Annotated in this window: 24 protein-coding genes; 15 read left to right on the forward strand and 9 right to left on the reverse strand. The window is 71.4% G+C overall.

Going from position 1 to position 24,127, the window contains the following annotated elements; genetic code table 11:
• Nucleotides 1-21 precede the first annotated feature (21 nt).
• Complete coding sequence (def, locus tag ACIBBF_RS13370; RefSeq protein WP_397413857.1) at nt 22-711, forward strand: peptide deformylase; 690 nt, start codon at nt 22-24, stop codon at nt 709-711.
• A gap of 13 nt (nt 712-724) precedes the next feature.
• On the opposite strand, the gene ACIBBF_RS13375 is transcribed toward def, so the two are convergent.
• Genes ACIBBF_RS13375 through ACIBBF_RS13385 form a run of 3 tightly spaced genes read right to left on the reverse strand, consistent with a single transcriptional unit; the run spans nt 725 to nt 2,880 of the window.
• Entirely contained in the window at nt 725-1,303 is a 579-nt protein-coding gene (locus ACIBBF_RS13375) for an alpha/beta family hydrolase (protein ID WP_397413859.1), read from the reverse strand.
• A gap of 53 nt (nt 1,304-1,356) precedes the next feature.
• Nucleotides 1,357-2,199 carry a hypothetical protein gene (locus ACIBBF_RS13380; RefSeq protein WP_397413861.1) on the reverse strand — a complete coding sequence of 281 codons (843 nt, stop codon included), beginning with the start codon at nt 2,197-2,199 and terminating at the stop codon, nt 1,357-1,359.
• 60 nt (nt 2,200-2,259) lie between these two features.
• Entirely contained in the window at nt 2,260-2,880 is a 621-nt protein-coding gene (locus ACIBBF_RS13385; protein ID WP_397413863.1) for a hypothetical protein, read from the reverse strand.
• A 307-nt stretch (nt 2,881-3,187) separates the two neighbouring features.
• Between ACIBBF_RS13385 and ACIBBF_RS13390 the strand changes: the two genes are divergently transcribed.
• Nucleotides 3,188-5,749 (forward strand): ATP-dependent Clp protease ATP-binding subunit, encoded by a 2,562-nt coding sequence (locus tag ACIBBF_RS13390; protein WP_397413866.1) that lies wholly within the window; start codon nt 3,188-3,190, stop codon nt 5,747-5,749.
• Nucleotides 5,750-5,912: 163 nt separating this feature from the next.
• On the opposite strand, the gene ACIBBF_RS13395 is transcribed toward ACIBBF_RS13390, so the two are convergent.
• Entirely contained in the window at nt 5,913-6,659 is a 747-nt protein-coding gene (locus ACIBBF_RS13395; protein WP_397413869.1) for an IclR family transcriptional regulator, read from the reverse strand.
• Between the two features lie 69 nt (nt 6,660-6,728).
• Between ACIBBF_RS13395 and eda the strand changes: the two genes are divergently transcribed.
• The 3 genes from eda to ACIBBF_RS13410 all read left to right on the forward strand — a co-directional run bounded on the left by eda (nt 6,729) and on the right by ACIBBF_RS13410 (nt 9,588).
• The gene (gene eda, locus ACIBBF_RS13400) at nt 6,729-7,391 is read left to right on the forward strand and encodes a bifunctional 4-hydroxy-2-oxoglutarate aldolase/2-dehydro-3-deoxy-phosphogluconate aldolase (RefSeq protein WP_397413871.1); all 663 of its coding nucleotides are present in this window, start codon (nt 6,729-6,731) and stop codon (nt 7,389-7,391) included.
• Nucleotides 7,388-8,488, forward strand: a complete 1,101-nt coding sequence (locus ACIBBF_RS13405) for a sugar kinase (protein WP_397413873.1) — start codon at nt 7,388-7,390, stop codon at nt 8,486-8,488. The genes eda and ACIBBF_RS13405 overlap by 4 nt, the downstream gene beginning before the upstream one ends.
• A 107-nt stretch (nt 8,489-8,595) precedes the next feature.
• Nucleotides 8,596-9,588 (forward strand): NAD-dependent epimerase/dehydratase family protein, encoded by a 993-nt coding sequence (locus ACIBBF_RS13410; RefSeq protein WP_397413875.1) that lies wholly within the window; start codon nt 8,596-8,598, stop codon nt 9,586-9,588.
• 7 nt (nt 9,589-9,595) lie between these two features.
• Here ACIBBF_RS13410 and ACIBBF_RS13415 read toward each other — a convergent pair whose 3' ends face one another.
• Complete coding sequence (locus ACIBBF_RS13415; protein WP_397413877.1) at nt 9,596-10,612, reverse strand: LacI family DNA-binding transcriptional regulator; 1,017 nt, start codon at nt 10,610-10,612, stop codon at nt 9,596-9,598.
• Between the two features lie 256 nt (nt 10,613-10,868).
• Between ACIBBF_RS13415 and ACIBBF_RS13420 the strand changes: the two genes are divergently transcribed.
• The 6 genes from ACIBBF_RS13420 (at nt 10,869) to ACIBBF_RS13445 (ending at nt 17,807) form a co-directional block, all read left to right on the forward strand.
• Nucleotides 10,869-11,891: an ABC transporter permease gene (locus ACIBBF_RS13420; RefSeq protein ID WP_397413879.1), complete on the forward strand. Its 1,023-nt coding sequence runs from the start codon at nt 10,869-10,871 to the stop codon at nt 11,889-11,891.
• Nucleotides 11,888-12,799, forward strand: coding sequence for a carbohydrate ABC transporter permease (locus ACIBBF_RS13425; RefSeq protein ID WP_397413881.1), 912 nt, complete (start codon nt 11,888-11,890; stop codon nt 12,797-12,799). Before ACIBBF_RS13420 ends, ACIBBF_RS13425 begins: the two co-directional genes overlap by 4 nt.
• Before the next feature lie 81 nt (nt 12,800-12,880).
• The gene (locus ACIBBF_RS13430; protein WP_397413883.1) at nt 12,881-14,524 is read left to right on the forward strand and encodes an extracellular solute-binding protein; all 1,644 of its coding nucleotides are present in this window, start codon (nt 12,881-12,883) and stop codon (nt 14,522-14,524) included.
• Nucleotides 14,525-14,610: 86 nt separating this feature from the next.
• Nucleotides 14,611-16,167, forward strand: coding sequence for a xylan 1,4-beta-xylosidase (locus ACIBBF_RS13435; protein WP_397413885.1), 1,557 nt, complete (start codon nt 14,611-14,613; stop codon nt 16,165-16,167).
• A complete protein-coding gene (locus ACIBBF_RS13440) occupies nt 16,160-16,840 on the forward strand; it encodes a DUF624 domain-containing protein (RefSeq protein ID WP_397413888.1) in 681 nt (226 codons plus the stop codon). Before ACIBBF_RS13435 ends, ACIBBF_RS13440 begins: the two co-directional genes overlap by 8 nt.
• Nucleotides 16,841-16,886: 46 nt before the next feature.
• Nucleotides 16,887-17,807, forward strand: a complete 921-nt coding sequence (locus ACIBBF_RS13445) for a hypothetical protein (RefSeq protein ID WP_397413890.1) — start codon at nt 16,887-16,889, stop codon at nt 17,805-17,807.
• A gap of 12 nt (nt 17,808-17,819) precedes the next feature.
• Here the strand turns inward: ACIBBF_RS13445 and ACIBBF_RS13450 are convergent, their stop codons facing one another.
• The gene (locus tag ACIBBF_RS13450; protein WP_397413892.1) at nt 17,820-18,566 is read right to left on the reverse strand and encodes a helix-turn-helix domain-containing protein; all 747 of its coding nucleotides are present in this window, start codon (nt 18,564-18,566) and stop codon (nt 17,820-17,822) included.
• Nucleotides 18,567-18,800: 234 nt separating this feature from the next.
• Here ACIBBF_RS13450 and ACIBBF_RS13455 point away from each other — a divergent pair, with 234 nt between their 5' ends.
• Both ACIBBF_RS13455 and ACIBBF_RS13460 read left to right on the forward strand, forming a co-directional pair.
• Nucleotides 18,801-19,466, forward strand: coding sequence for a DUF4097 family beta strand repeat-containing protein (locus ACIBBF_RS13455; RefSeq protein WP_397413894.1), 666 nt, complete (start codon nt 18,801-18,803; stop codon nt 19,464-19,466).
• Nucleotides 19,467-19,544: 78 nt separating this feature from the next.
• Complete coding sequence (locus tag ACIBBF_RS13460; RefSeq protein WP_397413896.1) at nt 19,545-20,357, forward strand: alpha/beta fold hydrolase; 813 nt, start codon at nt 19,545-19,547, stop codon at nt 20,355-20,357.
• Nucleotides 20,358-20,443: 86 nt separating this feature from the next.
• On the opposite strand, the gene ACIBBF_RS13465 is transcribed toward ACIBBF_RS13460, so the two are convergent.
• Together ACIBBF_RS13465 and ACIBBF_RS13470 are read right to left on the reverse strand one after the other, a co-directional pair.
• Complete coding sequence (locus ACIBBF_RS13465; protein ID WP_397413899.1) at nt 20,444-20,842, reverse strand: type II toxin-antitoxin system death-on-curing family toxin; 399 nt, start codon at nt 20,840-20,842, stop codon at nt 20,444-20,446.
• The gene (locus ACIBBF_RS13470; protein ID WP_397413901.1) at nt 20,839-21,078 is read right to left on the reverse strand and encodes an AbrB/MazE/SpoVT family DNA-binding domain-containing protein; all 240 of its coding nucleotides are present in this window, start codon (nt 21,076-21,078) and stop codon (nt 20,839-20,841) included. Before ACIBBF_RS13470 ends, ACIBBF_RS13465 begins: the two co-directional genes overlap by 4 nt.
• A 98-nt stretch (nt 21,079-21,176) precedes the next feature.
• Between ACIBBF_RS13470 and ACIBBF_RS13475 the strand changes: the two genes are divergently transcribed.
• Both ACIBBF_RS13475 and ACIBBF_RS13480 read left to right on the forward strand, forming a co-directional pair.
• Entirely contained in the window at nt 21,177-21,464 is a 288-nt protein-coding gene (locus ACIBBF_RS13475) for a serine hydrolase (RefSeq protein ID WP_397413904.1), read from the forward strand.
• A 10-nt stretch (nt 21,465-21,474) separates the two neighbouring features.
• Nucleotides 21,475-21,984 (forward strand): pyridoxamine 5'-phosphate oxidase family protein, encoded by a 510-nt coding sequence (locus tag ACIBBF_RS13480; RefSeq protein ID WP_397413906.1) that lies wholly within the window; start codon nt 21,475-21,477, stop codon nt 21,982-21,984.
• Between the two features lie 10 nt (nt 21,985-21,994).
• Here the strand turns inward: ACIBBF_RS13480 and ACIBBF_RS13485 are convergent, their stop codons facing one another.
• A complete protein-coding gene (locus tag ACIBBF_RS13485; RefSeq protein WP_397413909.1) occupies nt 21,995-24,124 on the reverse strand; it encodes an alpha-glucuronidase in 2,130 nt (709 codons plus the stop codon).
• Nucleotides 24,125-24,127 lie beyond the last annotated feature (3 nt).

Consider the following 24,127-nt stretch of genomic DNA (forward strand, 5'->3'; position numbering starts at 1 on the left):
GTCGAAGGTACCCTCTGTCCCATGGCATGGACCCGTCCCCGGCGGCGCAAGCCCGTCACCTACCTGCTCGGCGAGCCGGTCGAGGAGTACCCCGCGATCGCTCCCGAGGTGGAGCGCGGCCGCGTGCTGCGCATCACCGAGATCGGCGAACCGGTGCTGCACAGCCCGGCGCGCACCGTCGAGGAGTTCTCCACCCCGGAGCTGGCCCGGCTGATCGACGACCTGTTCGCCACCATGGAGTCGGCGCAGGGCGTCGGCCTGGCGGCGCCCCAGGTGGGCGTGGACCTGCGGGTGTTCGTGTACGACCTGACGGACTCGGCGGGCGACCGGCACGTCGGCCACGTGGTGAACCCGGTGCTCGAGATGGACCTCGACGCCGAGCCGGAGACGGAGGAGGAAGGCTGCCTGTCCGTGCCGGGTGCCTACGAGCCGCTGGAGCGGCCGGGCCGGGCGACCGTGAAGGGCGTCGACCAGCACGGTGCGCCGGTCCAGCTCTCGGGCGCCGGCTACCTGGCCCGCTGCTTCATCCACGAGTCGCAGCACCTCGACGGCACCCTCTACTGGGACCACCTGAGCGCCGACCTGCAGACCGACGCGCTGAAGCAGCGCGACGAGGAGCGCGCGCACATCGTCGCGGAGCGCCGCGAGATCGCGATCGAGCTGGACAAGACCCCGCCCGAGTACCCGGAGAAGCCGGCGGGCGGGCGCTGACCGTCGGGCAGCGTCAGAGGGTCGCGACCCAGGCCGCCACGGCCTCGGCCACGGCCTTCTCGCGCCCGACGCCGCGCATGTCGTGGGCGCCGGACAGCGTCACCGAGGTGACCGGTCCCGGGATCGCCGCGACGTGCTCGGCGAGCTCCTCGGGGGTGCCGAACTGGTCCTTGTCGCCGGACACGAACAGCGTGGGCACCCGGATCCCGCCGAAGTGCTCCACGCGGAGCTTGTCCGGCCTGCCGGGCGGGTGCAGCGGGTAGCTGAGCAGCACCAGCCCCGCCGCCGGCAGACCCTCCGCCACGGCCATCGAGCACATCCGCCCGCCGTAGGACCGGCCGCCGAGCAGCAGGCGGTCCGTGGGCACGCCGAGCTCGTCCGCCCAGGCCGTGGCCACGGCCCGCAGGTGCGCGACGGCGACCGGCGGCCGGTCCGGCATGCGCCGCCCCTCCAGGCGGTACGGGAAGTCGGCGCGCCGCGTGGGTACCGGCGGATCGGCGTCCGCCAGGGTGCGCTCCACCGCGACGAGCGCCGGGCTCTCCCGGTTCGCGCCCGCGCCGGGCGTCAGGAGCAGGCCTGCGGGAGTGGTCACGGGGCCAGTCTGCCGTGCGCGGACGACGCCGCACGCCGGGGCCCGGCCGATCGTCAGGTGAGGCGGCGCCAGAGCATGAGCAGGCCGCCCGCCGTGAGGGCCGCGCCGGTGGCGAGCACGGCCACCCAGCCGAGCGGCGTGACGACCTCCTGCTCCTGGCCCGCGTCGACGCTCGCCCGGACCGGCGACTGCGGCGGGATGCTCGGCATGAGCGCCCCGCTCAGCGCCGTCAGGGAGGGCGACGGGCTCGGTGACGCCGAGGCGGACGGTGACGCCGACGGGCTGGGCGACGGCGACGCGGACGGCGTGGGTGCCGGGCTGGACGGCTCGGCCTCGGCCGGGTCGCTGGTGACTGGCGTCGGCGTGGATCCCGGCTGACCGGCTCCGGGCTTGGGGGTGGCCGCCTGGGTGGGCCGGGTCTTCGTCGCCGTCGGCGTGGGGGTGGACGTGGGCTCGGTGCTCTCGGCCGGCTCCGTGGCGGTGCACACGGCCTGTTCGTCCGACTCGTGCCAGCTGCTCGCGTCCTCGACCTCGACCCACACCACGCAGTAGCCGTCCGGGAAGGACCGGCGGGCCTCCGTGAACGCGGCCCAGCCGCTGCGCTGCTCGTCCCGGGTCAGGTCACGGTCGTACGCCTGCCCGCCGTAGCGGGAACCGACGGGCCGCACGACGTACGCCAGCTCGTCGCTCTCCCGGCCGGGCTCGAAGGCGACACCGTCCACGCTCACCCAGATCTCGTCGCCCGAGACCTCGGCCGTCGCGGTGGTCCCGCCCACGGCGGTGCCGGCGAGGGCCAGCAGTGCCGTCAGCAGGAGCGACAGGGTGCCGGCACGCCGGGTCCGGGCGCTGCGCGCCGTCGGCCGCGAGGGCGCGACGGGGGCGGTGGCACGGATCACAGCGGCGATCCTACCGCCGTACCGCCCGGGTTCCGGGGCCTTGCGCGGGTGAGGTGCGGGTCAGAACCGCGGCCCTTCCTCCCCGTGGAGCAGGTTGCGGATGGGCCGGGTGACGACGTCGACCCGGTCCACCAGGTCGGCGGGGCCGGTCACGACCACCGCCCGGTCGGCCGCCGGGGAGTACACGGCGGTCACGTTGCGCACCGTCACGCGCATGCAGCGCTTGGTCTCCCCGTCGACCCGGAACTGGCGCGTCTCGCACGGCACGTCGTCGACCTCGGCGACGATCGCGCGCATCGCGCTGCGATAGTCCTGGTAGGACTCCGCGAGGTCCGCGACGTCGGTGATCTCCGGCGGTGCCGCCGGGTCGACGTCGGCGTGCAGGGGCGCGACGAGCGCCCCGCTGCAGGCGGCGCGGACGATGTCCTCGATCTGGGCCGGGGTGGCCGGCACGCGCAGCGTCTCGACCTCGACGGTCTCGCCGGAGAACGTGCGGTAGGACCGCAGGAAGCGTTCCTCGGTGGGGTCGGCGCTGTCGGAGACCCCGGTGACCTCTTCCTCGACGAGGTCCAGTCCCCACGTCAGGGGGTCGTCCACTTCGCCGACGACGCCGGAGAACCGGGCGAATCGCGCGACGATCTGTTCCCAGGACTCGGGGGTCGGGCTCGGTTCGTCCGCCATGTGGCCTCCCCGGGGCGGGTTCGCGTAGACACGAGACTGCCGGGTAGCGCGTGAGGCGTCAACGACCACGGCCAGAATCGGCACGTAATCGGGGAAGAATCGGCCCGGACTCGCCGTCGGACCGCTGTGCCCGGGCGTGTCGCGCCGGGGCGGGACGTCCTGTGCCGTCCGCACACCCTCCATCGTCACGCCCCTGGCGAACATGGGCATCAACCGGTAGGTCGCCGCGTTGGGAGCGCATAGAGTCGTTGCGGTCAGGCCTGGTACCGCCGGTGCAGGTGCCCGCCGCCCGCGTGAGGAGCAGCACATGTTCGAGAGATTTACGGATCGCGCCCGTCGCGTCGTCGTCCTCGCCCAGGAAGAGGCGCGGATGCTGAACCACAACTACATCGGCACGGAGCACATCCTGCTCGGCCTCATCCACGAGGGTGAGGGCGTTGCCGCCAAGGCGCTGGAGTCGCTCGGGATCTCGCTCGACGGCGTCCGCACGCAGGTCACCGAGATCATCGGTGAGGGGCAGCAGGCGCCGAGCGGGCACATCCCGTTCACGCCGCGCGCCAAGAAGGTGCTGGAGCTGTCGCTGCGCGAGGCGCTGCAGCTCGGCCACAACTACATCGGCACGGAGCACATCCTGCTCGGTCTCATCCGCGAGGGTGAGGGCGTGGCGGCGCAGGTGCTCACCAAGATGGGTGCCGACCTCAACAAGGTGCGCCAGCAGGTCATCCAGCTGCTGAGCGGCTACCAGGGCAAGGAGCCCGTCTCCGCCGGTGGTCCTCAGGAGGGTCAGCCCGCGGGCTCGGCCGTGCTCGACCAGTTCGGTCGCAACCTGACCCAGGCTGCGCGCGAGGGCAAGCTCGACCCGGTCATCGGGCGCACGCAGGAGATCGAGCGGGTCATGCAGGTGCTGTCCCGCCGCACCAAGAACAACCCGGTCCTGATCGGTGAGCCGGGCGTCGGCAAGACGGCCGTCGTCGAGGGTCTCGCGCAGGACATCGTGAAGGGCGACGTCCCCGAGACGCTCAAGGACAAGCAGCTCTACACGCTTGACCTGGGCGCCCTGGTGGCCGGCTCGCGCTACCGCGGTGACTTCGAGGAGCGCCTCAAGAAGGTGCTCAAGGAGATCCGCACCCGCGGCGACATCATCCTGTTCATCGACGAGATCCACACCCTGGTGGGTGCGGGTGCCGCCGAGGGCGCGATCGACGCCGCCTCCATCCTGAAGCCCATGCTGGCGCGCGGTGAGCTCCAGACCATCGGCGCCACCACCCTCGACGAGTACCGCAAGTACGTCGAGAAGGACCCGGCCCTGGAGCGTCGCTTCCAGCCGATCCAGGTGTCGGAGCCGTCGCTCGAGCACGCCATCGAGATCCTCAAGGGTCTGCGCGACCGCTACGAGGCGCACCACCGCGTGTCCATCACGGACTCCGCCCTGGTCTCCGCCGCGACGCTGGCCGACCGGTACATCAACGACCGGTTCCTCCCGGACAAGGCGATCGACCTGATCGACGAGGCCGGTGCCCGGCTGCGCATCCGTCGCATGACGGCGCCGCCGGAGCTCAAGGAGCTCGACGAGTCCATCGCCGAGGCGCGCCGCGAGAAGGAGTCGGCGATCGACGAGCAGGACTTCGAGAAGGCCGCCGGTCTGCGTGACAAGGAGAAGCAGCTCACGCAGGTCCGCGCGGACAAGGAGAAGGCCTGGAAGTCGGGCGACCTCGACACGGTCGCGGAGGTCGACGACGAGCTGATCGCCGAGGTGCTGGCGATGTCCACGGGCATCCCGGTCGTCAAGCTCACCGAGGAGGAGTCCAGCCGGCTGCTCCACATGGAGGACGAGCTGCACAAGCGGGTCGTCGGCCAGGAGGCCGCGATCAAGGCCCTGTCGCAGGCGATCCGCCGTACGCGGGCCGGCCTCAAGGACCCGAAGCGTCCCGGTGGCTCGTTCATCTTCGCCGGCCCCACGGGTGTCGGTAAGACCGAGCTCGCCAAGGCGCTCGCCGAGTTCCTGTTCGGCGACGAGGACGCGCTCATCCAGCTCGACATGTCCGAGTTCTCGGAGAAGCACACGGTCTCGCGACTGTTCGGTTCCCCGCCCGGATACGTCGGCTACGACGAGGGTGGCCAGCTGACCGAGAAGGTGCGGCGCAAGCCGTTCTCCGTGGTCCTGTTCGACGAGGTGGAGAAGGCGCACGCCGACATCTTCAACTCGCTGCTGCAGGTGCTCGAGGACGGTCGCCTCACGGACTCGCAGGGTCGCGTGGTCGACTTCAAGAACACCGTGATCATCATGACCACCAACCTGGGCACGCGGGACATCGCCAAGGGCGTCCAGACCGGCTTCAACTCCGGCGGCGACCTGGTGACCTCCTACGAGCGCATGAAGGCCAAGGTCAACGAGGAGCTCAAGCAGCACTTCCGGCCCGAGTTCCTCAACCGTGTGGACGACACGGTCGTGTTCCCGCAGCTCTCGCAGGACGAGATCATCCAGATCGTCGACCTCGAGATCGCGAAGCTCGACCGTCGCCTGCGCGACCGGGACATGGGCATCGAGCTCACCCCCGCCGCGAAGCACCTGCTGGCGGAGAAGGGCTACGACCCGGTGCTCGGCGCCCGTCCGCTGAAGCGAGCCATCCAGCGGGAGATCGAGGACACGCTGTCCGAGAAGATCCTGTTCGGCGAGCTCACGGCGGGTCAGCTGGTGATCGTCGACGGCGAGGGCGAGGGCATCCTCGGCGAGTTCACGTTCCGCGGTGTGGAGCGCGACGAGCGTCGTCGGCCGACCCAGGCCGAGCCCCAGTCGGTGCCCGCGGGCGCCGGTCTGGTGCCGCGCGACCTGCCGCCGTCGGGCCAGATGGCGGCCGGCGGGGCGTGATCGCCCGGTAGGACCCGGTCCTGACACAAGGCCCGGCCATCCCGTGAGGGGTGGCCGGGCCTTTGTCGTGGCCGGTGGGGGCCTGGTCGCCTGACCGGCTCGGCCTCCTCGGACCCCCACACCGGCTCAGCCTCGTCGGGAGAGGGCGTCAGCCAGGTTGCCCTCACGCCGTCGGCGGGATCGTCAGGCCCGCCGGGAGCAGCCCCGGCAGCATCTCGCGCAGCGCGCCGACCCGCTCGGCCCGTGACGCGCCCTGCAGCCGCTCGACTGGCGCCGTGATGCTGACCGCCGCGACGGCACGGCCCGCCCGGAGCAGCGGCACCGCGACGCAGGCGATGCCACGCTCGTTCTCCTCGGTCTCGCTGCCGACTCCGGTGCGCCGGGCCTCCGCGAGCACGTCGCGCAGGCGCTCCGCCGGAGTGCTGCCCTCGGCGAACCGTTCCAGCGCCGCGTCGTCCAGCTCCTGGACCGACAGGAGCGCCCGCCCCAGAGCGGTGGTCGCGGCCGCCCGCCGCCGTCCGACGGCGGACCACACCCGGACCGCGCGCTGCGGCTCCACCTTGTCGAGGTAGACCACCTCGCGTCCGGCGAGCACCCCGAGGTGCACCAGCTCGTCGACCGCCTCGCTGAGCGCCGTCAGGGCGGGGTGCAGCAGCGCGGGGAGGTTCTCCTCGGCCAGGTAGGAGCTGCCCAGGGCCAGGGCGGAAGGGCCGAGCCGGTAGGCGCCGTCCGGCGTCTGCTCGGCGTAGCCGCGGTGTCGCAGCGCGGCGAGCGTGCGGTGCAGCGTCGGCTTGCTGACGCCCACGGCCTGGGCCAGCGTGGCCAGCGGCGCGCCCGCGGCGCCGAAGCCCGCGAGGGTGTCGAGCGCCAGCAGCGCCTTGTCGACGCTGCCGAGCGGACTGGCTTCCATGGGACTCCCTCACGTAGCATGCGTTTCGCAGTGAACAACAGGCGTTCACCATAGCGAAACGGAGCACGCATGTCATCCCCCGACAACCCGGTCCTCGACGCGCTGGCCGCGCACCGGCTCGTGCCGGTCGTCGTGGTCGACGGCGCCGACGAGGGCGCCCGCCTCGCCGACGCGCTCGTCGCCGGCGGCCTGCCCGTCGCCGAGATCACCCTGCGGCTCGCGGGCGGCCTCGACGCCATCCGCGCGGTCGCCAAGAACCACCCCGACGTCGTGGTCGGTGCCGGCACCGTCACCACGGTCGCGCAGGTGGACGACGTCGTCGAGGCCGGTGCGCGCTACATCGTCTCCCCGGGGCTGTCGGCCGCCGTCGTGCGCCGCGCGCAGGAGCACGGCCTGCCCGTGCTGCCCGGTGTCGCCACGCCGTCGGAGATCATGGCCGCGCTCGACCTGGGGGTCGACGTCGTCAAGCTGTTCCCCGCCTCCGTGGTCGGCGGGCCCGCCGCGATCAAGGCGTTCTCCGCGCCGTTCCCGGGCCTGCGGTTCGTGCCGACGGGCGGCGTCAGCGCCGCCAACCTCGGCGACTACCTGGGCCTGGCCCCGGTCCTCGCCGTCGGCGGCTCCTGGATGGTGGACCGCACGCTCGTCACCGCGGGGGACTGGGACGGGATCACCAGCCGCACCCGCGACGCCGTGGCCCTTGCCGCCCAGATCGACCAGGAGAAGAACCGATGAGCTCGCTGACCGTCCGCCCCGCCGCCGAGAGCGCCTACGACGTCGTCGCGCTCGGCGAGGTCATGCTCCGCCTCGACCCGGGCGACCGCCGGGTGCGCACCGCCCGCAGCTTCGACGTGTGGGAGGGCGGCGGCGAGTACAACGTGGCCCGTGGCCTGCGCCGCTGCTTCGGCCTGCGCGGCGCGATCGTCACCGCGCTCGCCGACAACGAGATCGGCCGCCTGGTCGAGGACTTCATGCTCACCGGCGGTCTCGACACGCAGTACGTGCAGTGGGTGCCCTACGACGGCATCGGCCGCACGGTGCGCAACGGTCTGAACTTCACCGAGCGCGGCTTCGGCGTGCGCGGCGCGGTGGGCGTGAGCGACCGCGGCAACACCGCCATCTCACAGCTGAAGCCCGAGGACGTGGACTGGGACGCGCTGTTCTCGCGCGGTGTGCGCTGGCTGCACACGGGCGGCATCTTCGCCGCGCTCTCCGAGAGCAGCGCGGACGTCGCGGAGGCCGCCATGTCCGCGGCCCGCCGGCACGGCACCATCGTGTCCTACGACCTGAACTACCGGCCCTCCCTGTGGAAGGGCATCGGCGGCGAGGAGCGTGCGCGCGAGGTCAACCGGCGCCTGGCGCAGCACGTTGACGTCATGATCGGCAACGAGGAGGACTTCACGGCCTCGCTCGGCTTCGAGGTCGAGGGTGTCGACGAGAACCTCACCGACCTGGACACGGGCGCGTTCCGCGCGATGATCAAGACCGCGTCGGAGGCGTACCCGAACTTCCAGGTGATCGCGACGACGCTGCGCGGCGTGCGCTCGGCGTCCCGCAACGACTGGGGTGCCATCGCCTGGTCGCGCGCGGAGGGCTTCGCCGAGGCCACGCACCGGGCCGACCTGGAGATCTTCGACCGCGTGGGCGGCGGCGACTCCTTCGCGTCCGGCCTGGCCTACGGGCTCATGGAGCTCGGCTCGCTCCAGGAGGCCGTCGAGTACGGCGCGGCGCACGGCGCGCTCGCCATGACCACCCCGGGCGACACCACGATGGCGACGCTCGCCGAGGTGGCCAAGCTGGCCGGCGGGGGCAGCGCGCGCGTACAGCGCTGACCTGCTGCTGGACGTGGCTCGGGGGCGAGATCGGCGGGTGTCCGCACCTCGGACCGATCTTGCCCCCGACCAGCGCAGACAGGGTGCTCGGTGCAAGGATTGGGGGCATGTCCCAGAGCATCCTGTTCATCGGCGGAAGCGGAATCATCAGTCATGCCTCGGTGGCCCGGGCCGCGCGGCTCGGACACCGGGTGACCGTGCTCAACCGAGGCAGATCCACGACCCGTCCGGTGCCGGCCGGGGTGGAGACGCTCGTCGCCGACGCGAACGACGCGGAGGCCGTCGCCGCCGCTGTGGGCAGCCGGGAGTTCGACGTCGTGGCGCAGTTCCGGGCGTTCAGCCCCGAGCACGTGGCGCGTGACGTCGCCCAGTTCTCCGGGCGGACGGGGCAGTACGTGTTCATCTCCTCGGCGTCGGCCTACCAGACGCCGCCGTCGCGGCTGCCCGTCCGGGAGTCGACGCCGCTGCGCAACCCGTTCTGGCAGTACTCCCGCGACAAGATCGCGTGCGAGGACCTGCTCGTGCGCGAGTACCGCGAGAACGGGTTCCCCGCCACGATCGTCCGGCCGTCGCACACCTACGACCGGACGCTGCTGCCGACCTCGGGCGGCTGGACCGACGTGGCCCGGATGCGGGCGGGCAAGCCCGTCGTCGTCCACGGCGACGGCACCTCCCTGTGGACCATCACGCACACCGAGGACTTCGCGGTCGGGTTCGTGGGCCTGCTGGGCAACCCGCTGGCCGTGGGGGACACCTTCCACATCACCGGGACGCACGCCCCCACCTGGGACCAGATCTACACCTGGCTGGCCGAGGCCGCGGGCGTGCGCAGCCCCGACCTGGTGCACGTCGCGTCCGAGACCATCGCCCGCGTGCTGCCCGACCTGGGTCCCGGCCTGGTGGGCGACAAGGCGCACTCGATGGTCTTCGACAGCTCGAAGGTGCGCACGCTCGTGCCCGAGTTCGGCACCACCATCACCTACGACGTCGGGGCGCAGGAGCAGGTGTCCTGGTTCGACGCCCATCCCGAGGCGCAGGTCGTGGACACCGAGCTGGACGCGGCCTTCGACCGGCTCGCGGCGCACGCGCGCTCGATCTGACGGCCGGTCACCCCGCAGGCGCCGTCGACTCCCGCACGACCAGCTCCGTCGACAGGTTGAGCCGGCGCACCGTCGGCGACCGGCCCTGGGCGAGCTCCAGCAGGATCTGCGTGGCGGCCGCTCCCATCTCGCGGAGCGGCTGCCGCACGGTGGTCAGCGGCGGCCCGACCCAGGAGGCCAGCGGCAGGTCGTCGTAGCCCACCACCGACAGGTCCTCGGGCACCCGCAGCCCGAGCTGGTGCGCGGCGCGGAGCAGCCCCAGGGCCTGCATGTCCGACCCGGCGAACACCGCGGTGGGCCGGTCGGGGAGCGACAGGAGCTCCAGCCCGTGCTCGAACCCGGCCTCCACGTAGAAGTTGCCCTGGCGCATGAGCGCCGGGTCGACGGCGACGCCCGCCTCCTCGTGCGCCGAACGGAACCCGTCCACGCGCGCGCGGCTGCACAGCATGTCGCCGGGCCCGCCGATCATCGCGATGCGGCGGTGCCCCAGGGCGAGCAGGTGGCGCGTGGCCTGCAGCCCGCCGTTCCAGTTGTCCGAGCCCACGGAGGCGACGTCGGCGGGTGGCTCGCCGTCGGTGTCGATCACCACGTACGGGATGCCCCGGCGGTCGAGCTGGTGGTGCTGCCCGTCCGACAGGTTGGCCGCCACGAGCAGCACACCCAGCGGCGGCCGCGCCATCGTGGTGTCGAGCCACCGGGCGGGCGGGCGGTGCTCGCCGCCCAGCTCGGACAGGATCACGCTGAGGTGCGACTCGGCGGCCGCGTCCTCGACGCCGCGGATGATCTCCATGGACCAGGCCGAGCCCAGGCGGTGGAAGACGAGGTCGATCAGCCCGGTGCCCGCCGGCGCGCCGGTCTGTCGCCGCCGCCGGTACTGGTGCTTCTCCAGCGCGGCCTCGACCCGGTCGCGGGTGGCGGGGGCCACGTCGGCCCGGCCGTTGAGCACCTTGGAGACCGTCGGCACCGACAGGCCGAGCTCGTTCGCGATCGACGCGATGGTGGGGCCGGGCCGCGTGCCGGTCATTCCGTAGGCCTTTCGATCTCACGTCGAAACTTTCCCTGCTGACGGTACACCAGTACGGGACCAGTCCCTGGCCGCCTGCGGCGTGATCGCATCGTGACACCCGATGATCGAGGGATGCCCTTGACGTGACGGTGATTATCACCCTAATGTCCCAGCCACAGACTATCGGTAAAGGTGTCGATAGTTTCGAAAACGTTCCACGACGACGTGGCGTCCTCGGACGAGGCCCGGCACGGCGCGGTGACCGGAGGACTTGATGGCACGAGGCACGGGAACGGTCGATGCCGTACCGCGGACCGGTGGCGGGCTGCCCGGGGGCGCGGGTGGCGCCGTCGTCGGCGCAGGGCTCAGGCCGCCGCAGCAGCTCCGGGACAACGAGACGTGGCGCGTGTCCCTGCGCCGGCACTGGCGCCTGTACACGTTCGTGCTCCTGCCGGTGATCTTCCTCCTGGTGTTCCGCTACGTGCCCATGATCGGGAACGTGATCGCCTTCCGGAGGTACCGGCCGGGCGGGTCGATGTTCGGCGACGAGTGGGTCGGCCTCTACTACTTCCAGATGTTCATCCAGAGCAAGCCGTTCTGGGACGTCTTCTGGAACACGGTCGTCCTCGGCGGCCTGACCCTGGCGATCTGCTTCCCGCTGCCGATCATCCTCGCGCTCCTGCTCAACGAGCTGCGGTCGCGGCTGTTCAAGCGGGTGGTCCAGACCATCACCTACCTGCCGCACTTCATGTCGATAGTGATCGTGGCGGGCATGGTCTTCCAGCTCACCGCGATCAACGGCACCATCAACCAGATCATCGAGGGGTTCGGCGGCGAGGCGATCCCGTTCATGCAGCGGGCCGACTGGTTCCGCACCATCTACCTGACGTCCGAGGTGTGGCAGACGGTCGGCTGGGGCACCATCCTCTACCTCGCCGCGCTGACCACCATCGACGACCAGCTCTACGAGGCGTCGCGGATCGACGGGGCCAACAGGTGGCAGCAGACCTGGCACATCACGCTCCCCGGCATCCGGCCCACGATGATGGTGCTGCTCATCCTCAACATCGGCACCTTCATGGCGGTCGGGTTCGAGAAGGTGCTGCTGCTGTACAACCCCCTCACCTACGACACGGCCGACGTGCTCTCCACGTACCTGTACCGCGTGGGGATCGGTGAGGGCGGCAACTACTCGTTCGCCGCCGCGATCGGCCTGTTCGAGGCGCTGATCGGCGTCGCCCTGGTCGTCACGGCCAACCAGATCTCGAAGCGAGCGGTGGGAGCCTCCCTGTGGTGACGACGAACACCCCTGACATCACGGCGGTCCGTCCCGCCACCACCACGGTCAAGGACACGCCCGGCTACCGGGCGTTCCGGATCGTCAACGGGCTCGTGCTGGTGGTGATCACGTTCCTCACGCTGTACCCCTTCCTCAACATGGTGGCGAAGGCGTTCAGCTCCCAGGCCTACATCGCCGCCGGCGCGGTCAACCTGTGGCCGCGCGGGTTCAACCTGACGACCTTCGCGAGCGTGATGGGCGACTCGATCTTCTGGGTCAACTACCGCAACACGGTCGTGTACACGCTGCTCGCCACGGCCATCGCGATGGCGCTCACCACGACGTTCGCGTACGCGCTGTCCAAGCCGTACCTGAAGGGCCGAGGGGTCCTCATCGGCCTCGCCATGGTGACCATGCTGTACGCGGGCGGGCTGATCCCGAACTACCTGCTCATCGACGCCCTCGGGTTCAAGAACACGATCTGGGCGATCGTCGTGCCGGGCGCGATCAACGTCTTCAACCTGCTCGTCATGAAGTCGTTCTTCGACAACTTCCCCCAGGAGCTAGAGGAAGCCGCAGAGATCGACGGCATGTCGCAGTACGGCGTGTTCTTCCGCATCGTGCTGCCGCTGTCCAAGGCGGTCATCGCCACGATGACCCTCTTCTACGCCGTCCAGTTCTGGAACTCGTGGTTCCAGGCGTACCTGTACCTGAACGACCGCGACATGTACCCGGTCACGCTCTACCTCCGCAACCTGCTCGCCGCGGCCACGTCCACGACGGACCTCGGCAGCGACACGGTGCAGATCCAGGCGAACGTCCAGTCCGTGGCGATGCTGCTCACGGTCCTGCCCATCGTCTGCGTGTACCCGTTCATCCAGAAGTACTTCGTGTCCGGCGTGATGCTCGGCTCCGTCAAGGGCTGACCGCACGCCGCCGGTGCACGACGACCACCCGAACCATCCTGACCGTCAGAGGCGACGGCGTTCACACCCTGAAGGAGAACCATGAGGATCACCCCGAGGAGGGCCGCCGCGGGCCTGGCGGCGTCGGCCCTGGTCGTCACGCTCACCGCGTGCTCGACCAGCGGCGGCGGCGCGGAGGAGTCCGGCGAGATCGACATGGAGTCGCAGGTCGGCTACATGGAGGACTTCGAGGTCGGCACCACGTTCAAGGCGACGGAGCCCGTCGACTTCAGCCTGCTGTACCGCGACCACCCGGACTACCCGTTCAAGGAGGACTGGCCGATGGTCGAGCACCTCAAGAACGACCAGAACGTCGAGTTCGAGTACGTGAACGTGCCGCTCGCCGACCTGGCGACGCGGCGGTCGGTGCTCATCAGCTCGGGGGACGCGCCCGACATCATGCCCTCGATCTACGCGGGCGAGGAGACGCAGTTCCGCAACGCCCTGCTGCCGATCTCGGACTACGTGGAGCACATGCCGAACTTCCTCGACAAGATCGAGAAGTGGGGCCTCGAGGCCGAGGTCGAGCAGCTCCGGCAGGAGGACGGCAAGTACTACATCCTGCCCGGCATCCACGAGATCGCGAAGCCGCAGTACTCCATCGCCGTGCGCTCGGACCTGTGGGAGAAGGCCGGGATCACCGAGGACCCCGAGACCTGGGACGAGTTCAAGGAGCAGCTCGAGGCCGTCAAGGAGGCCAACCCGGACATCAAGTACCCGTTCAGCGACAAGTGGTCCATCAACAGCCCGATGGAGCAGACGCTCAACGCGGCGGCGCCCAACTTCGGCACGTCGGCGGGCACCGGCTTCATCAACGGCCTGTGGTGGGACGAGGAGGCCGGTGAGTTCACCTACGCCGGCGCCTCCGACGGCTACCGGGAGCTGGTGACCTACTTCGCCTCGCTCGTGGAGGAAGGCCTGATGGACCCCGAGTCCGTCACCCAGGAGATGGAGCAGGGCGAGCAGAAGTTCGCGTCCGGCAGCGTCGCCGCCATCAGCTCGAACGACCAGGAGCTCGTGAAGTACCGCGACAACTTCGACCAGCTCGGTACCAAGGACGCCGAGGTGCACCAGATCGTCGTGCCCGCCGGCCCCTACGGGAGCTACCTGTCGGCGGGCTCGCGCCGCGAGTCGGGCATCGTGTTCGGTGCCGAGGCGGCCAAGCAGGACGACTTCCTCGCGATGCTGCAGTTCGTCGACTGGCTGTACTACTCGGACGAGGGCCTGGAGTTCGCCAAGTGGGGCGTCGAGGGCGAGACGTTCGAGTGGGACGGCGACAAGCGCGTCCTCGACGAGGACATCGACGTCAACGGCCTGAACCCCGGCGCACCCCAGGAGCTCCGCAAGGACTTCGGCTACCACAACGGCGTCTGGATGCTGGCCCACGGGTCCACCGAGGAGCTGGACAAGTCGATGCTGCGCGACGAGGTCGTCGAGTTCCTCGACGGGATGAACGAGAAGGAGGAGCTGCCCCTCCCGCCCGCCATCACCTACGACGAGATGGAGCAGGAGCAGGCAACCCTCTACCTGACGAACCTGCAGGACATCGTGTACCAGAACACCGCCCAGTTCATCGTGGGCGATCGGCCGCTCAGCGAGTGGGACGACTACGTGGCCGAGCTCGAGGCAGCCGGCATGACCGACTACGTGGAGCTCGCCAACAGCGCCGTCGACGGCGGCGAGTGACAGCAGTCCTTCCCCGGGCCGGGTGCGCGGTGCGTCGACCACGCCCGCGCACCCGGCCGCGCTCGACCGAACGACCGAGGAGATACGTGCCCCGCACCATCGTGCCGACCGAGCCCGCCGGAACCCTCAGCGACGCCTGGCGCACGTGCGTCGGCACCGGGCGGTTCAACCTCGCGCTGCGGCGCGACTACCAGGACTCCCTGGCCCTGGTGCAGCGTGAGATCGGCTTCCGGTACATCCGCGGCCACGGCATCCTGCACGACGACGTCGCCGTCCACCGGCCGTACGACGTCGCAGGTCACCGGGGTACCGCCTACGTCTTCACCTACGTGGACCAGGTGGTCGACGCGTACCTGGAGCTGGGGATCAAGCCGTTCCTGGAGCTCGGGTTCATGCCCCGGGCCCTCGCCTCGGGCGACCAGACGGTGTTCTGGTGGCTCGGCAACGTGACCCCGCCGCGCGACCACACCGAGTGGGCGGCCCTCGTGCGCGCCCTCCTGCGGCACCTCGTCGGCCGGTACGGTCTCGACGAGGTGCGGACCTGGCCGGTCGAGGTGTGGAACGAGCCCAACCTGACCCACTTCTGGGCCGGCGCGGACCAGGAGGCGTACTTCCGCCTCTACGAGGCGTCCGCGCTCGCGGTGAAGGACGTCGACGCCGAGCTCCAGGTGGGCGGCCCCGCGCTCTCCCCGGGTGCCGACGACTGGTGGAAGCCCTTCGCGGACTTCGTCGCCGAACGCGACCTTCCGGCGGACTTCCTGTCCGTGCACGCCTACACCTCCGGGCCCGCGCAGCACGTGCCGTTCGGCGTCTACCAGACCCTGGGGCGTCCGCAGGAGCTGCTGGACCAGTTCGCCAGGCCGCGGACGATCCTGTCGGGGACGGCGCTCGCGGACCGGCCGCTGCACGTCACGGAGTTCAACACGAGCTACCGGCCCGACAACCCGGTGCACGACACGGCGTACAACGCCGCCTGTCTCGCGCCCGTGCTCGCGGGCGGCGGGCAGCACGCCGACTCGTTCGCGTACTGGACGTTCAGCGACGTCTTCGAGGAGGAGGGTGTCCCGGCGTCGTTCTTCCATGGCGGGTTCGGCATGCTGGCGCACCGTCAGGTGCGCAAGCCGACCTACCACCTGTACACGTTCATGGCGCGGATGGGGCGGGAGGTGCTCGCGCGCGGCGCCGACCACCTGGTCACGCGGCATCCCGGGACGGGACGGGTGACGGTGCTCGCCTGGCAGCCGGTGGGCGGCTCGGCCGACCCGGTCGAGCCCGACCGGCACGAGGTGCGGCTCAGCGTCCCGGTCGGCCCCGCCGGGGCCGACGCGAGTCCCGCCACGGCGGGCGGCCGCGTGTTCGTCCTGCGGTACGACGTCGACGAGTCCGCCGGCAACGCCTGGGCCGCCTGGCGCGAGATGGGTCGGCCGGCGTCGCCGTCGGCCAGGCAGCTCGACGCGCTGCACGACGCGAGCGAGCCCGCGCGACGGGCGTTCTCCCTGCCCGTGGTGCCGACGGCGGACGGCGGCCGCGCCGACCTCGACCTGACGCTCGGCCGCCACGGCGTGACCCTGGTGACCCTCGACCCCGTCCGCGACGAGACCCCGCCCTGGCTCGACGACGCGAGGATCGTGGCCCGTGGCTGAGCGCAGGGAGTACGGCGACGGCCCCCTGGGGCGCGGCGCGAACGCGGTCTACTGGTATCTCGTGGTCGAGCTGCTGCTCGTGCTGACCTCGCTGCCCGGCCTGGTCGCCCTGGCGCTGCTCGACCGGTCGGTCGGCAACGCCCCGCTGGTCGTGCTGTGCCTGGTGCCGCTGGGCCCGGCGGCGTCGGCGGGACTGTTCGCGCTCCGGGACCGCACCAGGACCGAGGGGCTCGCACCGGCCGCGTCCTTCTGGCGCGGATACCGCCTGAACTGGGCCGACGCGTTACGGGTGTGGACGCCCGCGGTCGTGGTGCTCGGCGTGGTGGCGGTCTCGCTCGGGAACCTCGACGCGGCCGGCGTGCCCGGCTGGTTCGCGCCCGCGCTCGTGGTGATCGGGGCCGGTCTTCTGCTCTGGTCCGTGAACGTGCTGGTCATCGTCTCGTTCTTCGGTTTCCGGACGCGTGACGTCGCACGGCTCGCCGCCTACTACCTCGCGGCCCGCCCGCTGGTCACGCTGGGGACCCTCTCCCTGCTGGTGCTCGCGGGAGGGGTGATCGTGCTGACGACGGAGGTGCTGTTCGGCCTGCTCGCGGTCGTCTGGCTCGCGCTCGTGCTGCGCAACGCCGGGCCGCTGCTGACCGACGTCGAGGAGCGTTTCACCGCCGCGGCATGACCGTGCAACATTGTCCGATCTGAGGCACTTGCGCCAGGGTGTGCCCATGGTGATCAAGCAGGGGGACCCGGCACGGCTGACGTATCGCTACCTGCGCGTGGCGATCGTCGCGGTGGTGCTGGTGCTGTTCGTGTCGCTGGGCCTGCAGATCGTGGCCGACCACGGCCGGCTCGGGTCGGGAGAGGAGTGGTGGCACGCGTCGATCAGCGCGTACTTCTACTCGCCCGTGCAGAGCGTGTTCGTGGGCTCGCTCGTCGGCATCGGCACGTGCCTTGTCGCGATCAAGGGCCGGCACGGTGCCGAGGAGGTACTGCTCAACGTCGCGGGCCTGCTGGCGCTCGTCGTGGCCCTGGTGCCGACGCCGCTCGACGCCACACTGTGCACGGCCGAGCCGTACTGCGTCGACATGCCCGAGCGGGTGGGCAACAACATCGGGACCCTGCTGCTCGTCGGCGGTCCGGTGCTCCTGCTGGCCACCTGGCCGCGCCGTCGTGACCTCGCCGGACCGGCGGGCTGGGACCTCTGGCTCACCTGGCTGACCTGGGCGGCGACCGGTGTCTGGCTCCTGGCCTGGCCCGCGAGCTTCCTCCAGGTGGCGCACTACGCGGCGGCCGTGCTGCTGTTCGCGTGCCTGGTGGCGGTCGCCTGGATCAACGGCTCCGACCGGGCGGTCACCGCGCAGGCCCTGGAACGGTTGCGTGGCATGTCGGCGGCCGCCTTCCGGGCCTGGTACCGGACGATCGCCGTGGTGATGGCGGTGGTGCTGGTCGGCGGTCTCACGATGATGGTCGTGCTCGACCGGTTCTTCCCCGCGGTCTTCCCGCAGACGCTGTTCGTGGTCGAGGCCGTGCTGATGCTCGTCTTCGCCCTCTTCTGGGTGCTGCAGACCATCCAGTTCTGGGACATCGGCCTGCCGGCCCGGGCCCGCGTCGAGGACGTGAAGGTCCCGGGCGACACGCCGCTCTGACGAGCCTGTGCGTCAGCGGCCGGCGTCCGGCTCGTCGTCCGACGCCGGCGCGGGGCCCGTGTGCAGCACCGCGCGGGCCTGCTCGGCGGCCCGGACGATGCTCTCGCTGATGAAGTCGAGGAACCGCGCGATGTTCTCCAGCCGGTCGGCGGCGGGCGTGTGCGCACCGAGCACGGAGACGCCCTGCCGCGCCGTCGCGGCGAGCTGGTCGTTGGACCGGGCGCTGGCGAGCGTGGACTGGTACCAGACGTCGTTGTCAGCGAAGTAGCGCTCGCGGCGCCCCTCGCCGCGTTCCCGGCGGACGAGTCCCTGGCTCTCGAGGTACGTGATCGCCTTGGAGACGGACGCCGGGCTGACCTGGAGGCGACGCACGAGGTCGGCCGCGGTGAGGCTGCCGGCGTCGGTGGTGAACAGGCACGTCAGCACCCCGGCCGGGATCCTGGACAGGCCCGAGGCCATGAGCACCCCGGTCAGCGTCTCCTCGTAGACGGCCACCGCGGCGGCGTCCCGCCCGTCGGGCTGGGCGGGCGCCTGTGCCGGCCGGGGCGCGGCGGGCCGCTTGCGGCGGACGCGTCGCTCGGTCGCGTGGTGGGCCAGGTCGGCGCGGTACGAGGTGGGGCCGCCGTTGCGCAGCACCTCGCGCGTGACCGTCGACGTCGGCCGGTCCAGACGCCGGGCGATCTCGGCGTACGGGAGGCTGTCGGCCAGCCCCAGCGCGATCTGCTGGCGTTCCTGCTTGGTGAGCCTGCCTCCGGGCATCGCGGTCTCCTCGTCGTGGTCCTGCCGGCCAGCATAGCGTTCACACCTCATCCATTGCAACGGGCTCGCGAGCGCATCGTTGCTTTAACATCACGACTGTTGCAACAATATATGTGTCCTGACCTGGTAAAACGTGCTTCCAACGCAACAAGTGTGTTGCCACGGTATGGAATGCAACGTAGCGTTTCCCACATCAGAAACCACGAGCACCACCGAGCACAGGAGCAGGTCATCATGCAGAACTTCACCACCCCCGCCCCCATCTCCGCCGTCCTCGACATCCCGGCCGGCCGGGTCCAGATCATCGCCGCGGACCGCACCGACACCACGGTCGAGGTCCGGCCGGCCGACGCGGGCAAGAGCCGCGACGTGGCCACCGCCGAGGGCACCACGGTCACCCTCACCGAGGGTGTGCTGCGGGTCGCCACCCCCGAGCCGAAGAACAAGCTCGTGGGCACCGCGGGCGCCGTCGAGGTCACGGTCCAGCTTCCCGCCGGGTCGGCCGTCGAGACGCGGTCCGCCAGCACCGAGCTCCGCGTCGTCGGCCGCCTGGGCGACGTCGTCGCCGAGGGCGTCTACCGCCAGATCAAGATCGACGAGGCGGACAGCGTGCGGCTCAGCGCGGTGGACGGCGACGTCGAGGTGGGCCGGCTCAACGGTCCCGCCGAGATCAGCACCCAGCGCGGTGCCGTCCGGATCGCCGAGGCGGCGCGCGGCACGGTCGTGCTGAGCACGCAGCAGGGCGACATCTCGGTCGGGGCCGCGGCCGGCGTCTCCGCGACGCTCGACGCCGGGACCAGCCTCGGCCGCGTCAGCAACGGCCTGAAGAACGACGGCGCCCCGGTGCTCGACATCCGCGCCACCACGATGCAGGGCGACATCACGGCCCGCAGCCTCTGACGCCGTCCCGCACCACCGGGCCGTCAGGTCGCCCGACCTGACGGCCCGGCCCCACGACCCACTGATCCAGGAGGCACCATGACGAACGACAGCACGTCCCCGAAGACCTCGGCGTGGTCCGGCATGGTGCCGGTCGACGACACGGCCCTGCACGTCACCGACACCGGCGGCACGGGCGTCCCCGTGATCTATCTCAACGGCCAGTTCGCCACCCAGGGCTACTGGCGGCGCACGGTCGCCGAGCTGGGCCCGGGCTGGCGGCACATCACCTACGACGAGCGCGCCCGCGGCAGGAGGTCGGGCACGTCGGCGGACTACTCCTTCGAGGCCGCGGTCCGCGACGTCGACGCCGTCCTGGCCGCGCGCGGCGTCGAGCGGGCGGTGGTCGTCGGGTGGTCGTACGGCGCGGTCGTCGCGGCGCACTGGGCCCACCGCAACCCGGGCCGCACCCTGGGCGCCGTGCTGGTCGACGGGGCCTTCCCCTACGACTGGCTGGACGACGCCATGGCGGACCGCATCCGCACGATGTTCCGCCGGATGCGCTGGATGACGGTCCCGCTGCGCATCACCGGCCTGACCCCGCGCATGACGGCGGACCAGCAGGCGGAGAGCAACATCGAGCTCGGCGTGCTCTCCCGGGAGGCCGAGCTGGGTCCGGTGCTGGACGGGCTCACCGTGCCCACGCGGTACGTGGTGGCCTCGGGCACGTCGCTCGGCAGCAAGGGCGACGAGCAGGAGCGCATCCGCACCAGCCTCGACGGCGTGACGGCCCGCAACCCGCACATCACCGTCGGTGCGAAGGTGTCGAGCAACCACGGCGCGATCCTCAGCAAGGACTTCCGGGCGATCGCCGCCTCGGTCCGCGAGGTGGCCTCCCTGGCCGCGCGCTGACCCTGGCACGCCAGACCCTCAGGTCACTCCGGTGACCTGAGGGTCTGGCGCGTTGCCGAGGGCGTGCTGCCTCTGGTCGAGGGCGGTCAGGGTCGGTGAAGCTTCTCGGGTGGGTCGAACATCGACGCCAGCTGGTCGGCGATCCAGTCCAGCTCGGGATGATCGGAAGCGACCTTCAGCACGAGCGCCTCCTGCTCGTCGACCGTGCCGGCGAGGCCGGGGAAGCCGTTCACACGGTACGTCGCTGCGACGACGATCCACGCGAGGCGCTTGTTCCCGTCGATGAGCGGGTGGTTGCGGTTCACCGAGTCGAGCGTGGCCGCCATCTTCAGATGAATCCCGGGGTAGAGCTCCTGGCCGTACGACGTCATGCCTGCGCGGGTCAACGAGGACTCGAGCAGCCCCAGATCGCGGACCACCGGCTTGATCTGCTCGGCGGCCTCGAACATCCGCAACGCGATGTGCGGCGGGACCAGGTGGGTCACTGGGCGAGTCTGTTCAGGAGCTCACGGTCACGCGTGCCGACATAGTCGGCTGCGGCGAGCCAGTCCTCGGCGGTGGGGCGTTCCTCCGACCGGCGCCCGAGCTCCACCTTCGAGATCACCACCGTCCCGTCGACCACCGCGAAGTCCAGGGCGTCACCGACGTGCAGGCCAGCCGCCTCGGCGATCTCCTTGGGGACGGTGACCTGGTTCTTGGGGCGAAGAGTCAGGATGGTCATGCCGGCCTCCGGTGAGAGATTCCTACTGTCCGACCATCGTACTCCGCCGCATCGGCCCGGAGCGATGAGTCGCCGGGGCGCCCGTCGTCGGCCCTGGTATGACCGACCTCGCCAAGCAGGTGCAGACGCGCGCCCGGGCCCTCGTCGACCGGCTCGTGGCCGAGGGCGACGAGGTCGGCCTGCAGGTCGCGGTGGTGCACCGGGGCCGGCTCGTCGTCGACGCCGCGGGCGGCCCGGCCGACCCCGAGCGCGGCCTGCCCGCCACACCCGGCACCCTGTTCTTCGCCGCGTCGGCGGCCAAGAGCATGGCCTCCACCGTCGCGCACGTGCTCGCGGAGCTCTTCCCGGCCCCGTCCGCCGAGCACCACCCGTCCGACCGACCCTGAGGAGCAGGCCATGGACGACCCGATCACCACCCTCGACGCCCGGTTCAGCGACCCCGGCGCCGCGCCGACCACCTGGCAGGCGGCCGTCGAGGTGCTGGAGAACGCCCAGATCACCTGGCTGACGACGGTCCGCGCCGACGGCCGGCCGCACGTCACCCCGCTGGTCGCCGTCTGGCTCGACGGGGCGCTGCACTTCACCACCGGCCCCGAGGAGCAGAAGGCGGTCAACCTGGCCGTGAACCCGAACGTGGTGCTGACCACGGGCACGAGCGCGTGGGACCGGGGCCTCGACGTGATGGTCGAGGGCCCGGCGGTCCGTGTCACCGAGGCAGCGCAGCTGGAGCGCCTGGCGGACGCCTGGCGCGGCAAGTGGACCGGTCAGTGGCAGTACGAGGTGGGTGACGGCGCCTTCCGCAACGACGTCGGCGGCACCGCGCTGGTGTTCGCGGTGGACCCGGCCAAGGTGCTGGCCTTCGGCAAGGGGACGTACACCCACACCCGGCACGTGCCGCGCGGCTGACCGGTCCCGCTCAGTAGATCGTGCGCCCCTGCTCGTCCGGGATGCCGGACTTCCGCAGGAAGTAGGTGTTGACCTGGTCCCGCCACTCGGTGGCGCTGCGGAGCTGTTCCGCGAACCGCTCCGCCACCCGCTCGGCGAGGCGGGGCTCGACCAGTGGTGCCGCCGCCGACCATGCGGCGATCATCCGCTCCACGCGGGACACACCCTCGAAGTGGGTGTCGTAGATGTGCTGGACCACGGTCCTGCCGCTGTGCAGCACGTGCGTGTACGGCACGTGGTGGAAGAACAGCAGCAGCTCGTCCGGGCACGTCGCCGTCGACCCGTACGTCTCGCGCCACGGCGAGGGGTACTGCCCCGCGAACCCGGTCCCCGTGCGCACGGTCCGGTCGACGCCGATCCCGTCGCGGTCGGCGAAGTGGTAGGTGCCCCACGGGGTGTACTCGTACCCGTCGACATCGGGCCCGTAGTGGTGGCCGGGGCGCACCATGAAGCCGACACCCAGCGGCGCCGTGTACTGCTCGTACGTCTCCCACGACCGGTCGAGCACGGCGTGCAGCGCCTGCCGGACGGTGTCCGGCGCACCCGGGAACGTCAGGCCCGCCCACTCGTCGAGCAGGTCGGCCGGGTCCAGCGCCGGGTCCCAGCACAGCCGCCCGTAGGCGTAGAGGTTGGCCTGGGCGAACGGGTGGCCGGTCCAGAACTCGTCGTCGCCCGCGCTGGACACGGCGGCGAACCCGCCGGCGGGCTTGTGCCAGGTGCCGGTGCCCGGGTCCTCGACGGCCTTGGCGCGCCCGGTGGCCAGGTCGGCGACCGTCGGGGAGCCGCCCGTGCGGTCGGCGGACCAGAACCGGAAGCCGAGGATCTCGCTCCACTGCGGGCCGAGGTACACGGCGTGCCGCTGCTGGCCGGTGTACTCCTGCGTGACCTGCAGCTCCAGCGCGATCCGGGTGCGCGGCATCGCGGCCAGGACGGGAGAGACCGGCTCGCGCACCTGGAAGTCCATGGGCCCGTACTTGATCTGCACGATCACGGCGTCCGCGAACGCGCCGTCGAGCGGGTGGAAGTGGTCGTACGCGGCGCGGGCGCGGTCGGTCGACCGGTCGCGCCAGTCCTGGTGGTGGTCGTAGACGAACGCCCGCCAGTGGACCAGACCGTCGTGCGGCGCGACGGCGGCGGCCAGCATGTTCGCGCCGTCGGCGTGCGTGCGGCCGTACGCGAACGGGCCCGGCTGACCCTCCGAGTCGGCCTTGACGACGAAGCCGCCGAAGTCCGGGATCGCCGCCCACACGCGTGCCGCGGCGCGCACCCACCAGTGGGCCACGTCCGGGTCCAGCGGGTCCGAGGTGGGCAGCCCGCCGAGCGTGATCGGGGACGCGAACGACACCGACAGGTGCACGCGGATGCCCCAGCGCCGGAAGACGGCGGCGATCCGGACGACGTCGCCCAGGTCGTCGGTGAGCAGGCGGGTCTCGCGCTCGTGCACGTTGACGTTGTTGATCGCGATGCGGTTGATGCCCACGGCGGCCAGCAGCCGGGCGTACCGCTCGACGCGCGAGAGGTCCGCGCGGACGAAACCGTTGTCGTAGAAGAGCGAGCCCCCGGAGTACCCGCGTTCGACCTGACCCATGACGGGGTGCGGGGCCATGTTGTCCCAGTGGTCGAGCATGCGCAGGTGGGTGGCAGGCGCGTGGGTCTGGTCGGTGTCCGGCCCGGCGAACGCCGCCTCGCCCAGGCGCACCACGTGGAACAGGCCGTGCAGCAGCCCCGCGTCGCACCGTGCCTGCACGACGACGGCCCCCGCCTCGCGCGTGAACCGGAACGTCTCGTCGGGCACGGGTTCGCCGCCGGCGCCGTCCGGGTCGTCGGGCCCGGGCGGACCGTCGGGCCGGGGCGGACCGTCGGACGCGGCCGGTGCCAGCGTGAGCACGAGCTCGGCGTCGGCCACGCCGTCGCCCACCTCGAGGCGGGAGAACGAGCCACCGAACCGGGCCGTGGCCGCCGCCACCTCCTCCGCGACGGTGCCGGCCAGGACGCCGTCGCCCGCGACCACCACCCGGCGTCGGCCGAGCGCGGCGAACGCGTCGTCGGGCAGCCAGGCCGGGTGGGGCGCGGGGGCGGTGCCCGGTACGTCAGCGGTCATGAG

It is taken from the genome of Promicromonospora sp. NPDC050880 (assembly GCF_044456525.1).
Classification (GTDB): Bacteria; Actinomycetota; Actinomycetes; order Actinomycetales; family Cellulomonadaceae; genus Promicromonospora.